The sequence below is a fragment of the Clostridium sp. C105KSO13 genome (genome assembly GCF_001517425.1).
Lineage (GTDB): Bacteria > Bacillota > Clostridia > Lachnospirales > Lachnospiraceae > Muricomes.
This window is the reverse complement of the sequence record NZ_FBWL01000170.1, coordinates 76717-92083: the sequence shown is the minus strand read 5'-3', so window position 1 is coordinate 92083 and position 15367 is coordinate 76717. Positions and strand designations below refer to the sequence as shown.

Annotated in this window: 15 protein-coding genes; 1 reads left to right on the top strand and 14 read right to left on the bottom strand. The window is 44.7% G+C overall.

The features are described from left to right. Window positions 1–6: 6 nt before the first annotated feature. The 7 genes from hflX to rd form a co-directional block, all read right to left on the bottom strand. Entirely contained in the window at window positions 7–1245 is a 1239-nt protein-coding gene (hflX, locus tag BN3456_RS12760) for a GTPase HflX (RefSeq protein ID WP_089984633.1), read from the bottom strand. Between the two features lie 123 nt (window positions 1246–1368). Further along, on the bottom strand, window positions 1369–1914 hold the full coding sequence (locus BN3456_RS12755) for a tetratricopeptide repeat protein (protein ID WP_089984631.1): 546 nt from the start codon (window positions 1912–1914) through the stop codon (window positions 1369–1371). 53 nt (window positions 1915–1967) lie between these two features. Then, window positions 1968–2327 carry an ArsR/SmtB family transcription factor gene (locus BN3456_RS12750; protein ID WP_089984629.1) on the bottom strand — a complete coding sequence of 120 codons (360 nt, stop codon included), beginning with the start codon at window positions 2325–2327 and terminating at the stop codon, window positions 1968–1970. 63 nt (window positions 2328–2390) lie between these two features. Continuing rightward, window positions 2391–4580, bottom strand: coding sequence for a heavy metal translocating P-type ATPase (locus BN3456_RS12745; RefSeq protein WP_089984627.1), 2190 nt, complete (start codon window positions 4578–4580; stop codon window positions 2391–2393). 165 nt (window positions 4581–4745) lie between these two features. After that, the gene (locus BN3456_RS12740) at window positions 4746–5483 is read right to left on the bottom strand and encodes a GTP pyrophosphokinase (RefSeq protein ID WP_089984625.1); all 738 of its coding nucleotides are present in this window, start codon (window positions 5481–5483) and stop codon (window positions 4746–4748) included. A gap of 110 nt (window positions 5484–5593) precedes the next feature. Continuing rightward, on the bottom strand, window positions 5594–6649 hold the full coding sequence (locus BN3456_RS12735) for a PTS transporter subunit IIC (RefSeq protein WP_089984624.1): 1056 nt from the start codon (window positions 6647–6649) through the stop codon (window positions 5594–5596). A 148-nt stretch (window positions 6650–6797) separates the two neighbouring features. Further along, window positions 6798–6959, bottom strand: a complete 162-nt coding sequence (gene rd / locus BN3456_RS12730) for a rubredoxin (protein ID WP_089984622.1) — start codon at window positions 6957–6959, stop codon at window positions 6798–6800. 219 nt (window positions 6960–7178) lie between these two features. Here rd and BN3456_RS12725 point away from each other — a divergent pair, with 219 nt between their 5' ends. Further along, window positions 7179–7442: a hypothetical protein gene (locus tag BN3456_RS12725; protein ID WP_089984620.1), complete on the top strand. Its 264-nt coding sequence runs from the start codon at window positions 7179–7181 to the stop codon at window positions 7440–7442. 44 nt (window positions 7443–7486) lie between these two features. Here the strand turns inward: BN3456_RS12725 and BN3456_RS12720 are convergent, their stop codons facing one another. The 7 genes from BN3456_RS12720 to BN3456_RS12690 form a co-directional block, all read right to left on the bottom strand. Continuing rightward, window positions 7487–7810: a hypothetical protein gene (locus tag BN3456_RS12720; RefSeq protein ID WP_089984619.1), complete on the bottom strand. Its 324-nt coding sequence runs from the start codon at window positions 7808–7810 to the stop codon at window positions 7487–7489. A gap of 171 nt (window positions 7811–7981) precedes the next feature. Then, window positions 7982–8650: a uracil-DNA glycosylase gene (gene ung, locus BN3456_RS12715; RefSeq protein WP_089984617.1), complete on the bottom strand. Its 669-nt coding sequence runs from the start codon at window positions 8648–8650 to the stop codon at window positions 7982–7984. A gap of 39 nt (window positions 8651–8689) precedes the next feature. Further along, complete coding sequence (gene hisF, locus BN3456_RS12710; protein ID WP_089984615.1) at window positions 8690–9451, bottom strand: imidazole glycerol phosphate synthase subunit HisF; 762 nt, start codon at window positions 9449–9451, stop codon at window positions 8690–8692. After that, window positions 9451–10071, bottom strand: a complete 621-nt coding sequence (gene hisH, locus BN3456_RS12705; protein ID WP_089984614.1) for an imidazole glycerol phosphate synthase subunit HisH — start codon at window positions 10069–10071, stop codon at window positions 9451–9453. Before hisH ends, hisF begins: the two co-directional genes overlap by 1 nt. A gap of 22 nt (window positions 10072–10093) precedes the next feature. After that, window positions 10094–11590, bottom strand: coding sequence for a sensor histidine kinase (locus BN3456_RS12700; RefSeq protein WP_089984612.1), 1497 nt, complete (start codon window positions 11588–11590; stop codon window positions 10094–10096). Next, complete coding sequence (locus tag BN3456_RS12695; protein WP_089984611.1) at window positions 11587–12267, bottom strand: response regulator transcription factor; 681 nt, start codon at window positions 12265–12267, stop codon at window positions 11587–11589. Before BN3456_RS12695 ends, BN3456_RS12700 begins: the two co-directional genes overlap by 4 nt. Before the next feature lie 12 nt (window positions 12268–12279). Further along, window positions 12280–15366: an FtsX-like permease family protein gene (locus BN3456_RS12690; protein WP_089984609.1), complete on the bottom strand. Its 3087-nt coding sequence runs from the start codon at window positions 15364–15366 to the stop codon at window positions 12280–12282. Between the last annotated feature and the right edge of the window lies 1 nt (window position 15367).

The window sequence follows — 15367 nt, the reverse complement described above, 5'->3', positions numbered from 1 at the left end:
TCCCTTTCATATCTTACCGTATATATTTTGTGTGACATAAGCTTTTACAAAAATACCTTCTGCCACATATTCTTCCTCTAAAAGTTGTCCGTACTTGCGGATAAGCTGAATCTTTCCCGCATCACTGAAGGGATACAGCCGCTCAATATAAATCTGGTCTCTGCGTATGATTTCCAAAAGAGTTGTTTTAAGTTCTTCCAGACCCTGCCCTGTTTTTGCCGACGTCAGAATGGAGTAATCTGCCTGGAAATCCCGAAGTCTGCCGGATTGCTCCAGTTTGTCCTGCTTATTAAAAAGGGTAATTACAGGTTTGCCTTCGACTCCAAGCTGACGCAGTGTCTCATAGACTACATACATCTGTGTGTCCATCTGGGGATTTGATGCGTCTACGACGTGCACAATAATATCCGCATACTTTGCTTCTTCAAGAGTGCTTTTGAATGCCTCTATCAGGTGATGTGGAAGCTTCCTAATAAAACCAACCGTGTCTGTCAGAAGAATCTCCTGCTTCCCTTCCAGCTCCAGTACCCGGGTTGTGGTATCCAGCGTGGAGAACAACATAGCATCCTCCAGAATCCCGGCTTTTGTTAGCGCATTTTCAATACTGCTCTTTCCTGCAGAAGTATAACCTACCAGCGCTGCTACCTTCAAATGAGAGTCTGTCCGGGATGTGCGGATAAGCTCCCTGTGCTGTTCCACTTCCCTAAGCTCTGCTTTCAGTTTGCTGATGCGTTCTCTGATCAGCCGCCTGTCCATCTCCAGCTTCTTCTCTCCCGGCCCTCTTGTGCCGATTCCTCCGCCCAGACGAGACAGGGAATCCCTTAGCCCCACCAGCCGGCTGGCCCGGTACTTCAACTGGGCCAGTTCCACCTGTATCTTTCCTTCACTGCTGACAGCCCTGGCTGCAAAGATATCCAATATAAGAAGCGTGCGGTCCACCACCTTGCATTCCAGCTCTTTTTCCAGATTGTGCAGCTGCACCGAGGAAAGCTCATCATCACACACAATTCCTGTGGCCTCAGTCTCCCACAGCATTTCCTTAATCTCCAGCAGCTTTCCTTTCCCCACATAGGTTGCAGGGTGAATAGCCTCTCTGTTCTGTATCACCCGTCCCACCGCTTCGGCCCCGGCAGTCTTCACTAGTTCGGCCAGTTCATCCAGAGACTCCTTCGTCTTCTCACTCTCATTCCATTGGATACCCACAAGGAGCAGCTGCTCCTTATCTTCCTCAATCTGAAATACCATATAATACCCTGGGGCCACCTTGGGGGTCAGACCCTTTTGCCTTTCATTTTCTGAATATTCTCATTTTATGATGTAAGGGTCAAAAGGTGTTTTGACCCTTGATACCTACGGATTGCTGCGCACTTACCTTGTATTCAAAAATACCGCTTCTTTCTGTGCGTCTTTATCCTTCGGATAGTCGCCGACATACTCAACGGCTTTCTTCTTAGCGTTTTCCCAGTCCAGTAGTTTTTCATAACATACGATTTCGTTAAACTTCATCTCCCGGACAGTGTCAGCATAATCCTGCTCTTTTGTGCCTCTGCCCCCATTTTTTTCAGTCAAATGAATCCCCTTGGAAAATGCGTCCAGCGCACCTTGGTAATCCTCCAAATGAATAGAACAGACCCCAATAAGATTATAAAGTACGGGTGTGCTCTCTCCACCGTTGTCTATTACCTGAAGAAAAGCGTCTTTTGCCGACTGGTAATCTTGCTGTTCATAATAAGCCATTCCCAGTCCTCTATATGCTTCAGCCGTATCCTTTTTCTCATCCGCGGCTTTTTTAAAGGTGCTGACTGCCTCTTCGTACTTTCCTTCCTTCAATTGACCGGTTCCTTCTTTTATTGCATTTTGACAGCCTGTCAGCAGAAAGGCTGTCAAAATCGCACATACCAATAATTTTTTCACATGAACTCCTTTGTTTCGGATAATTTACAAGCTTTTTACCTTATATAGAATTTCTATTCTCTGATATGCTCCATTCCCTGATTCATAATCGTCTTTATATGACTGTCGGCAAGGGAATAGAACACAGTTCTGCCATCACGCCGATTTTTAACCAGCTTCATCTGCTTCAATACTCTGAGTTGGTGAGATATGGCCGACTGAGTCATGCCCAGTGTCTGGGCCAGATCACATACACACATCTCCGATTGCCAGAGAGCATACAACAGTTTTATCCTGGTGGAATCTCCAAACACTTTAAAAAAATCCGCCAGGCCTTGAAGCTCCGTCTCCACAGGCATATGCTCCTGAACCTTCTTCACGACATCATCATGCACACATACAACATCGCAGTTTTCCACTTCCGGTTTATCCATATAAAGAATCTCCTTCCACTGAACAGATACGTGCACTTATTATACGAAAAATACCACGTCCGGTCAAGCAATGTCAATCTTCTTATACAGCACTCTCACGGAATTCAGAATGCACAGCACGGCAACTCCGGTGTCCGCGAAAACAGCCATCCACATACTTGCCAGCCCAGCCAGACCTAAAATCATAACCAGAATCTTAACCGCAATGGCAAAAACTACATTCTGCTTTGCGATTGCCGCTGTTACCCGGGCAATTTTAAGCGACTGTGGTATCGCCGTCACAGAGGAGGTCATAAATACAACGTCTGCCGCCTCAATTGCTGCATCCGCTCCGCTGCCCATAGCCGCACCTACATCCGCTCCTGCCAGGACAGGAGCATCGTTGATGCCATCTCCTACAAACATAACGCTGCCATGGCTTACGCGGATTTTCTTTAGTTCCTTCACCTTATCATCCGGCAGGAGTTTTGCATGCACTTCGTTAATTCCCGTTTCTTTTGCCACATTGTCAGCACTTTCTCTGGCATCCCCGGTCAGCATCGCGGTAGCAATACCCATTCGTTTCAACTCTGATACAGCCGATTTTGCTTCTTTTTTAATAGTATCCGCTATAACAAGCCTGCCCACATATACTCCATTTAAAGCAACCAGAACCTCTGTACCGTAGGATATATCCTCATATTCCTTCAGGTCGACCTGATACTCTTGCATTAAGCTGTAATTTCCGCAGAGCACTGTTTTTCCTTCCAGTTCCGCTTTTATGCCTTTCCCTGAAATTTCCTCCGCTGATACAGGCTCTTTCAGCTGCATATTTTCTTGTTCTGCTGCAGTTACGATGCTGTTTGCAATAGGATGAGTGGATCTCATCTCACAGCTTCCGGCCAATGTGATGAGCTCTTCTTTTGACATTCCGGCTTTTGGCAGTACCTCCTGTACCGCAAAATTTCCCTGGGTGATTGTTCCAGTCTTATCCATGACAATTGTTTTCACACCCTCCAACGCCTCCATAGCAATTCCGCCTTTAAAAAGTATACCTCTCCTGGAACCGGCACCGATTCCCGAAAAGAATGCAAGAGGTACACTAAGTACAAGAGCACAGGGACAGCTTATAACCAGAAATGTCAATGCCGTATATACCCAATAATTCCAGTTCCCGGTTATCAGTGACGGAATAATGGCTGTCGCTGCCGCCAAAATTACTACAAAGGGCGTATATGCTCTGGAAAACCTTGTGATAAAACGGTCAATTTTAGGTTTGCCTGCAGCTGCATTTTCTACAGAATTCAAAATTCTGGTTACCATAGAATCTTCCAGAACCTTTTGTACACGAATTTTCAGCAGTCCTGATGTGTTAACACAGCCGGATGTTATAGAATCTCCCGTTTTCACTGCTACGGGAACCGGCTCTCCTGTTACCGGAGATGTGTCGATTCGGCTCTCTCCTTCCATAACTATACCATCCAGGGGGACTCTGTCTCCCGGCCTTACCAACAGCAAATCGCCGACCATGGCATCCTCTGCCGGAATCGTCTCTGTCCTTTCACCGTTTACTCTGTTAACAACCTCCGGGCGCATGTCTACCGCATCCATGATCTGGCTTCTGCTTCTGGACACCGCGATGTCCTCAAAAAGCTCGCCGAAACGGTAGAAAAGCATAACTCCCACTGCTTCCGGATATTCACCTATTGCGAGAGCTCCCAAAGTTGCAATACTCATAAGAAAATTCTCATCAAATACCTGTCCCCTAGTCAGGTTCTTTACAGCCGTAAAAAGCACCTCCCTGCCCAGAACAATATATCCGGCCAAGTACAGTGCAAGGGAAAGATATCCATTTACAGACTTAGTGAAACTACCGGCTATAAGGAAAAGGACTCCAACTCCTATTTCCAGAAAATCCTGTCTGTATTCACTAAATCTTCCAGTCTGCTTTTGTGCCTGGTGCTTTGTCTTTTTTTCTATTTTGACAACAACAACTTCACCCTCAACGGAAGAGGCAATCTTCTGGATTACAGGAAGAAGGTCTTCGTCAGAGTTGGCTGCCACCTGAAGCTGCTTTGTCGTAAAGATTAAGCTTGCAAAATCAACCTGTGGAAGATCCTGTATCTTCCGCTCAATTTTTGCGGCACAATTTGCACAATCAAGGTTCTTCAGTATATATGTCTGTTTGGGTACATTGGTATGCTCCTGATATTGTACCTCCTCATTGCTATTTTCTTCTGGAAATGCTTTTTTATTCCATGCTTTTTGTGCCATTGTAATCCCTCCGCTTTATGATAACATATGAATAACTGTTCATATGTTCATATAATCACATTGGCGCCGATTTGTCAATAGTTATGCAGCAAAAAACACCCCCTGTAGGTTTTTATGTTTCATTGTCCTACTTGAGGGTGTCATATCACATCTCACAGATGTTTATCATTTATAACTTTTCGTAATTTCCGGTGTCTTAGACATTTGCCTTCCGCCAATTACATTTTCCGCCACATCGTCCAGCCGTTCTTTATCTGCATGCTCAGCCTCATCTACAATGCATGCCTGTATCGCCTCATTGAGCGACAGCATCTTGTCATCCAGCTCGGAAACCATCTGGGCACATTCCTTTAGTTCCCCGCTGATGTATTCAGGTGCATTTCCTTCAAACTTATAATATATCTTATGCTCCAGGCTTGCCCAGAAATCCATGGCAATAGTTCGAATCTGAATCTCAACCTTTGTGTCTACAACACTGTCCGAAAGAAACACAGGGACCGACACCAGCATATGATAGCTTTTATAGCCGCTCTCCTTCGGGTTCTTGATATAATCTTTAATAGATAGAACTTTCAGATCACTCTGATTTCCTATCATCTCACCCAGCTGATAAATATCAGATGTAAAAGAACAGATCAGCCTTACTCCTGCGATGTCATTGATATACTTTACCATGTTCTCTATAGATGTCTCATAACCGTACCTCTTCAGCTTCTTCACAATACTTTCCGGCGTCTTAATGCGGGTCTTAATATGCTCTATCGGATTATACTGATGGACATGCTGGAATTCATCGTTCAGAATCTCCAGTTTTATTCCTACTTCTTTAAGTGCTGCATTGTATAGAAAAATAACTGTCTTCCAGCTATCTACATCTTCATAATTCCTGACAGCCTCGTGCATCTGCAGTTCTCCTCTCAATCTGGAAAAATCCCCCTTTCCAATCTTCTACAGTATAGCATAAAAGGTGCCAAATGTCAGCTTATTCATTCTTTTTTTAGAAATGGAAAACCCTATAATTCAAGCTTCATATCCCCAGACTTTATCCATTTTTTCTTTCGCATAAATTCTGAAATTCCAAGTGTCACCAGTGCAGGAAGAAGAATCTGGATAACCAGAATTTTTATCAGTACAATTGTCGATGGTTCTGTCTGGGACATAACCTGCCAGGTCATAATCGGGCCCACCAGTCCTGCCGTTCCCATTCCGGACCCTGTTGCATTACTGGTCATATGCAGTACAATGGTCCCCACAGGTCCCAAAATCGCGCTGGACAATATGGCAGGAATCCAGATCGTGGGTTTTTTTACAATATTAGGAACCTGAAGCATAGAGGTCCCGATTCCCTGTGCCAGCAGACCTCCCATTTTATTTTCACGATAGCTTGCCACAGCAAAGCCTACCATATTGCAGCAGCAGCCTATAGTAGCCGCACCTGCCGCCAGACCGGAGAGATTCAAAATGACTCCCAGAGCCGCCGAACTAATGGGCAAAGTTAAAATCATCCCCATCAGTACAGACACAACTACTCCCATGAGAAATGGCTGCTGCTGAGTGCCCCAGTTTATCAGGGATCCTAACCAATGCATGAACCGTGATATAGGGGGCCCTGCAAACAGACCTGCGGCAGAGCCTGTCCCAATAGATACCAGGGGGGTCAGAATAATATCCAGCTTTGTCTTTCCCGAAACAAGAATGCCCAGCTCAATTGCTGCATAAGCCGCCACAAATGCTCCCAGCGGCTCTCCTGGCCCCGTAAGAACCATTGAACTGTCCTGTATTACCTGTCCTGCCAGTAACTTTTCTGCAAAAGCACCTACCATGCCCGCCGTGGCTGCCGATGCAACTACCAGCTGGTTTCCCTCCAGCTTACGCGCCACACCCACACCGATCCCCGCACCGGTGAGACCAGCTGCCACCTTGCCAACTGTGTACATCATATCTCCCAGTTCTCCGCCGGCAAATATGCCAATCTGCTGGATAATCGTTCCAATAATCAAAGTGGCAAATAATCCCTGTGCCATTCCGCCCAGGCCATCTATGAAAATTCTGTCCAGTAGTTTTCTCATCTTTCATCTCCTCCTTGTATTTACACTTGTCTTGTCACTCCTTCGTATTCTATCATAACCATCCCCGTTCCGCCAGCTTTTTATTCATTCATTGAAAAAGGTGTTCAAAAGGGTCAGACCCCCTTGAACACCTTTAATACCACTTGACTTAGTCTTCCGGTGAGAACATATCTTTTGATGCTCCGCAGAGTGGACACATCCAATCTTCCGGTAAATCCTCAAATGCTGTTCCCGGAGCAATTCCGCTGTCCGGATCGCCTACTTCCGGGTCGTACACATAACCACATGGCTCACAAACGTATTTCTTCATCTTAAATTCCTCCTATTTGATAGATTAATCGCAGTGTAAGTATCTGTTGTAAATATTATCTTACGTATCTGCTTTGTAATTACTATAACCCATCTCGCCATAAAAATAAACCAGTTTTTTATGAAATCGTAAACATTTACATTCTGTGCCCCTAATGCTATACTGTAAAATAACATAAATATACAGAACTGATATCTGAAAGAAGAAAGGGGTTATTACATGTTCCGTCTATGGGGAAAAGAGTTTAAGGACAATAAATTAATTCGTGATACAGTCATCTGTGATGAGACAGATGATACCCGAACACATAAAATTTTTAATGCTCTGGATGCTATCTGTTATGAATTTGATTTGAGCAAACCCATCTGGCTTGACTCTACTATTACAGATTTTAAAAAGCATGCCAAAGCCCGATTCTACCAGGATAATTTTGTAGACTCCATTGATTTTGATTATCTGGAGATACATGTGATTGAGGAATAACTCTATTTCGTTCAATATATTGATAATAACCTTTAAGTTTGTTACTATGAAAATATAAAAGGCACCATCGATAGATGGTCAATCCAAGTTTTCTGATCTATCTCAAAAGGCCAGGCAGAGGCATCTTCAATAACCGGAGTTATCTTAACATTCCCAACATCTATAATGCCCTGGTTCTCAACAAGGATTTCCAACTCCTGGTCGGATGCTTCCGCGTCATATTCCGGAGTTTCCTGTCCTTCTCCTACGGACATTGTTATGTTTGGTATTGGCTGTTCATCTTCGGCCTGTACACCCATTGGCAGCATCATATTGACTGCCAGCACAAAACTTATTGCGGCCTGCACACACCTCTTAAACAGTTTCATATTCCTTTCCCTCCTTTTCCCAACGTCTAGCTTATATCATACTTGTAAAAACAAAATATAGCACGAAACAATTTGTGAAGATTTTCTTAAGATTTTGTAACCTGTCGGACAAAAAGGCTGCCCCACTGATTTTTTTCAAATCAATGGGGCAGAACATTCACTGCAGGTCTTCTATTCTATTTGCCAGTCCACGGGCTCTTCTCCATTTTCTTCCAGGAATTTATTGGTCCGGCTAAAGGGTCTGCTTCCGAAGAACCCCCTATACGCCGAGAGGGGGCTGGGATGAGGTGCCTGCAATATCAAATGCATGGGATTATTAAGCATAGCTCTTTTCTTCTGTGCGGGACCTCCCCACAAAATAAATACAATAGGTCTGTCCTGTTCATTGAGCACTTCAATCGCCGCGTCGGTAAACGCCTCCCAGCCTATGCCCCTGAGGGAATTTGCCTGGTGTGCGCGAACCGTAAGTACTGTGTTGAGCATCAGCACCCCCTGTTCGGCCCATTTTGTAAGGCACCCGTGATTTGGAATCATACACCCCAGATCATCCTGCAGTTCCTTGTAAATATTAACCAGTGAAGGGGGGATGTCTACACCTTTTTTTACAGAAAAACAAAGTCCATGTGCCTGCCCGTCATTGTGATAAGGATCCTGTCCCAGAATGACTACTTTTACGTTCTTTAAAGGCGTTAAATGGAATGCATTAAAGATATCATTTGCAGGCGGAAAAATCTTATGTGTTCTGTACTCCTCATTCACCCTGACAAATAATTGTTTGTAATAAGGCTTTTTGAACTCACCTTTCAATGCTTCATACCAATCACCACTTAATCCTGACATAAAAACCTACACTCCTATCCTTTTCTTCTTTAGCAGCAACTACAGTCTGACAGACACGCCCTCTCCTAGCAGGTATTCCTTCACTTCCCTAATTTCCAGTTCCTTGTAATGAAAGAGGGACGCTGCAAGAGCCGCATCAGCCTTTCCGTCTGTAAGTGCCTCCTTAAAATGCTCCAGTGTCCCGGCACCTCCCGATGCAATCACCGGTATGGAGACGCTTTCAGCTATCGTCCGTGTTAGTTCCAGGTCATATCCGGCCTTGGTCCCGTCACAGTCCATACTTGTCAGAAGGATTTCTCCTGCGCCCAGGCCTTCCACCTTTCTTGCCCATTTCACTGCATCCATACCTGTATCTATCCTGCCGCCGTTTTTATAAATGTTCCAGCCATGCCCAGCAGCCCTTCTCTTTGCATCAATCGCCACCACTACACATTGGCTTCCAAACTTATTTGCTGCAGCCTGTATGAGTTCCGGCGTATTAATCGCAGAGGAATTAATGGATATCTTATCCGCTCCCTCCCGAAGCAGTGTTTTAAAATCTTCCACTGTACGGATTCCTCCGCCTACGGTGAAAGGAATAAAAACACACTGCGCAACCTTTCTTACCATATCTGCCACTGTATCTCTGTTGTCAGAGGAAGCCGTTATATCCAGAAAGACCAGTTCATCTGCCCCAGCCTTATCATACGCCCCGGCTATTTCCACGGGATCTCCGGCATCCTGAAGATCCACAAAGTTAACGCCTTTTACAACCCTGCCTGCGTTCACATCCAGGCAGGGGATAATTCTTTTTGTAAACATTACATCCCCTCCCGATTCAAATCCACGAAGTTTTTAAGTATCTGAATTCCCACTTCACTGCTTTTTTCGGGATGGAACTGGCAGGCAAACACATTGTCCTTTTCTACAGAAGCATGAATGTGAACACTGTATTCTGTGGATGCCTTTACAATTTCTTCCTGTTTTGCTTTTAAGTAATAGGAATGTACAAAGTAAACGTATGACTGCGGGGGAATTTCCTTAAATAGTCTTCCGTTATTTTCCATTCGAAGGGAATTCCAGCCCATGTGAGGAATCTTAATCCCTTCTCCCCCCGGAATCCGCAGAATCTCCCCTTCCAGAATTCCCAGCCCCAAAACTCCCGGTGCCTCTTCACTTCTTTCAAACAGAAGCTGCAGACCAAGGCAAATTCCCAAAATCGGGGTCCCTTGTTCGACCACTTGCCGGATTACCCGATCCAGCCCATATTGCTTTAGATTCTGCATGGCATCTCCAAAAGCACCGACACCAGGGAGAATCACTTTATCTGCCTTCAAAAGCTGCTCTTCATTCCTTGTGATCACAACATTCTGGCCTAAAAAGAGCAGCGCCTTCTCCACACTTTTTATATTTCCTGCACCGTAATCAATTATTGCTATCATATGTCACATGACTCCTTTACTTTTATTTGTTTGAGGAATTTTTAGTCGAAGGCTCCCGATCCAGTTCAAACCAGAACTCCACCCCATTTTCAAAATTATTCACACCATACTGCTGGTGAAAAGAGTCCATAATTGCCTTTACGATAGAAAGTCCTATTCCGTTTCCCCCGTATTCTCGTGTGTGGGCCTTATCCACCTTATAGAACTTGTCCCACAGCTTGCCCAGGTCTTCCTTTGGAATGGATTTCCCGCTGTTGAATACCGTGACCCTCACTGTCTCCATTTTAGAAATCACTCTGATTTCAATTCGTTTTTCATTTTCTACATGGTGAATTGCATTTGTCAGATAATTGCGTATTACCTGTTCGGTTTTAAACTCATCTGCCCAGACATAAACTTTCTCATCTGCAATGAAATCCACAGAGGCCTCCGCCTGCTGGATTAGGATTTCACAGCTTGTAATCACGCCCTGGATCATTCCCACAACGTCAAAACGCTCAAATTCCAGATCATGAGCGCCAAATTCCAGCTGGTTAAGTGTCAGAAGATTTCTTACCATCTGATTCATCTTATTCGCTTCATCCATAATCACATCGCAGTAGAATTCACGGCTCTCCGGGTCATCACTGACCCCCTCCTTCAGTCCTTCCGCATAGCCCTGAATCAGTGCAATGGGAGTCTTCAGTTCATGGGATACATTGCCCAGGAACTCATTGCGCATATTTTCAAGCTTTTCCTTTTCCTCAATGTCAGCCTGTAATTGATTGTTTACCCCTTTGAGTTCCGAGATCGTTCTTTCCAGACGCGTTGACATTGCATTAAAATTCCGCCCAAGAACACCAATCTCATTGTCTCCGCCACTGGTATATCTGGCCTCAAAATCAAGATTTGTCATTCTCTGCGACAGCCCAACCAGTTCTTTTATAGGGTCCGTTATCTTTCTTGAAAAATAACTCACCAGGATACTTCCAAGAATTATCGCAAACATTCCCATATATACAAGGAATTTATTTGCCAGATCTGCACTCTCCCGAATGCTCTCCAAGGGACTTCGCATGACAAAAATGGTAGTGTCGGAGAGTGCCCCCCACATTTCCAGATAGTCTATCTGGGTCATAAAATCCCGGGTTTTATAAATCTGATAAGATTCTGTACTTTGCAGTATCTTCCCTGTATCCTTGTTTTTGTCAAACATATAGGCTAGAAGTTTTAGGTACAGAGGGCTGTCCTTATCTTTCACCGTAGAGAATATCACTGTTCCGTCCGTCCTCATGACAACCGCTGAAATATTGGCCCTTTCCGTCTGATGGGTCAGCTTTTCAACAACAGATCCTGTGTCAATACTTTCATTTGTGACTGCTTTATTGATAACGGTATAAGTGCCAGTCAGATCTGCCTGCTTATGGAGAATATAGTACTCCTCCAAAAAGCCGGAGTTTGCAGCAAATATCAGCACCAGTATAAATACAATCAGTCCGACAAAAACAACCATCATCTGTCGTCTTATGGAATGTGTCATGCCTCTACCTCAAATTTGTATCCCATGCCCCAGATAGTTTTGATGTACTCGCCCTTATCCCCAAGCTTACTTCTCAGCTTCTTTACATGGGTATCAATGGTACGTGCATCGCCAAAATAGTCGTAATTCCATACATTATTTAATATCTTTTCCCTGGACAGAGCAATCCCCTGATTTTCCACAAAATAGGACAAAAGCTCAAACTCTTTATAACTTAACTCCACCGGTTTGTCCTCTATTGTGACGATATGAGCTGCCTTGTCAATCACAATACCACCGGCATTCATTGTTTCTTCTGCCTGGGTCCCTTTCGTTCTTCGAAGTATGGCTTCCACCCTGGCCACCAGAATCTTGGGGCTGAATGGTTTGGAGATATACTCATCCACTCCCAACTCAAATCCCTGCAGCTCGTCCCGCTCCTCCGAGCGGGCTGTGAGCATAATGACCGGCACTTTAGAATGCTCCCGGATTTCCCTGCAGACCTGCCATCCATCCATCTTAGGCATCATAACGTCCAATATAATCAAAGCAATATCTTTGTCCGCATAAAATAAGTCCATCGCTTCCATTCCGTCCCCGGCTTCCAGAACAACATAACCTTCTCTGGTGAGAAAGTCCCTTACCAGCTTGCGCATCCTACTTTCGTCATCCACAACTAAAATCTTTGTTCTCTCCATTGAAATCGTCTCCTATTCCACACTTTTTAAGGATTCCACCATATCAATTTTCTTCAGCTTAAAGTACATTACTCCGTTTACAAACAAAGAAAATGCTATTGTAATTAAAACGCTGTAAATATAGCTGCTGAAATCTATCGTTCTTCCAAACATCGCCGAGTCTATCTCAGCTGTCACAATGACATACCGGTGCAAAACAATTCCCAGCAAAATTCCGACTATGGATCCGATGATTGTCAGAATAATATTCTCCCTATATACGTACGCCGACACTTCCTTGTCATAAAAGCCCAGAACCTTCAAGGTGGCCAGCTCTCTTCTGCGCTCGGTAATATTGATATTATTCAGATTGTATAATACTACAAAGGCAAGCAGTCCTGCTGAAATTACAAGAACGACTACCACTATATCCATGCTGCCCAACATATCTTCAAACTGCTTTTGGATATCACCAGAATAGCTTACACTTAAAGCACCGTCGGACTTTAAAACAGCCTCTCCCACTTTTTCCTCGCTGCCTGTCTCATCCGGCTTCATGTTATAATATATAGAATTATACTCCGGTGCACTGCCAAACAATTTTTCATAATATTCCGGAGATATATAAATGTAATGACCGACATAATTTTCACAGATACTGTCAATTTTGGTTTCTGCCTCACCTTTGTCCTCATCCTTTATCGTAATCTTATCCCCGGCCTTCACGCCCAGCATCTTCGCAACTTTTTCTGATAAAATCACCCCTGAATTACTCAGTGAGTATTTTTCCTTTGTTATACGGTTCTGAAGTACAACAAAATCAGGGAATTTATCTGCATTTTCCGGCGCATTCAGATACACATCCTTTGTTATCTTTCCATTAGAGAGTTCCACCTGTCGGAGCAGGTTTTTTGCTGTATCCTCCACCCGGTCATCCGAATTCAATTTATCATATGCTTCTTCTTGTTCCGCCTCAGAGGCATCTGTGTCGAGAATAATATCTCCGTTGTACAGCTGAATATCACCATATTGCAGCGTCGTAATATCAAATATAGAGTTTCTCAGTCCAAATCCGACCAACAGCAGAGCCATGCAGCCGCCTATACCGAAAATGGTCATAAAAAACCGCTTTTTATATCGAACCAGGTTACGTACAGTTGCCTTCCACGTAAAACTCAGGTGCTTCCATATGAACGGCACCCGTTCCAGAAACACTCTCTTGCCCTGCTTCGGTGCCGGGGGGCGCATCAATTCTGCAGCCTGCTCCCGCAATTCATTAAAGCAGGAGAAGATTGCAGCAAAAAGTGTGCAGGCCAGCGCCGCCAGGGATGCTGCCAGGCCATAGAACATATTGTACGGAACCCGCATAGCATTCATGTGCTGATACATAATCCCGTAAGCATGGATGATTATATGTGGGATAACCTTCTCCCCGACTAATATTCCAAGTATACTGCCGCTGACTGTAGCAAGGGCTGCATAACCGATATATTTTCCCGCAATTGCATGGCGCTCATACCCTAAAGCCTTAAGCGTACCCATCAGGGTTCTCTGCTCTTCCACCATCCGGGTCATGGTCGTCAGACTAATCAGGGCCGCCACCAGAAAGAACAGTACCGGGAATACTTTCCCTATAGCTTTTATGCGGTCTGCATTATCCCCATAGCCTGCATATTCCGTCAGGTCGTTTCTGTCAGTAATATACCATTTCGCGTGTTCTATCTTTTTGATATCTTTCTCGGCATCCCGGATCTTCTTCTCACCGTCGGCAATTTTACTGTCTGCTTCAGCTTTTGCATCCTCATACTGTGCCTGAGCATCATTTAATTCCTGTTCCTTGTCCGACAGTTCTGCTTCCCCTGAGACAAGCTCTGCCTGAGCTTCATCGATCTGTGCCCAACCGTCATTAATCTGCTGCTGTCCGTCATCCAGCTGCGCCTTTGCTTCTTCCATCTGAGCACGAGCCGCTTCAATCTGGGCTTCACCTTCCGTAATCTGGGCAGACATGGCGATTAACATCTGCTGTGTCTGTTCATCGGTCTGTCCGCTTGCCGCAAGAGCCTCGTACTGTGCCTTCGCCGTATTTAGCTCGTCAGCCTTCTGATTGAGGGCATCAAACTGGGGATTTAATTCCTCATACCCCGCATCCAGTTCCGCCTGCTTTTCGGCCAATTGGTTCCTGGAATCATCAATCTGCGCATAACCGTCTGCTATCTCCGCCTTGGCGTTCTCAATTTGCCCTCTTCCTTCCTCAATCTGCTGCCTGGCATCCTCCAGTTTTTCATGTGCCTCTGCTTTGGAATCTGCCAGCTCTTTCTTCGCATCATTCAATTTGTCCGCAGCTTCATCCACAATTTCCTGATACCGGGCCTGTTCCCTCTCTTTACGGATTTTTTCCACCTGGTCAACAGTATCTGTCACCTGGTCGTCGTAGGCATCCGTAAATGCAGTCAGCTCTTTTGCTCCCTCCACCGAGGCATACATTTCCGTATATACATCCATTTCAAAACTGCTTTCCGGTACGCATACAAATCCACCGACTACTCCTGTACCTATTGTACTGTTTCCCCGCTGGAATGAAATGTATTCCGGACTGCTGGCTGTTCCTACAATAGTGAATGTATCCGTTTTAAGTGTATCCTTTATGTCATCCTTTGTCCCAGACTGAAATGTAATTTTATCTCCAATTTTATAACCGCTGCCTGTAAGAAAGTCCACATCCACCACACACTCATCCGCCTCTTTTGGCAGCCGTCCCTCTTCTATATTCACTTCATTCATAGACGGAAGAAGAGATGACACATGCACTACCTGGCTGCTGTCTTTCACCGTACAGAGAACATCGACAGAGTACCCCGTCTCTGCATTTTTAATTCCCTTCACTCTCTTCAGAGCCTTTAAATCATCCTTTGTCAGCCCCAATGTGCTGACAACCTTAATGTCCATCAGATTTTGCCTGTCAAAATAGGCATCCGCCGACAACCGCATATCCGGCTCAGTGGAACGTATACCTGAAAAAAATGCAACTCCGATTGCAACAATGGAGAAAATAGATAAGAAGCGTCCCAGGCTTTTACGAATTTCCATATAAAAATCTTTTTTCAGTGCTTTTCTAGTCATT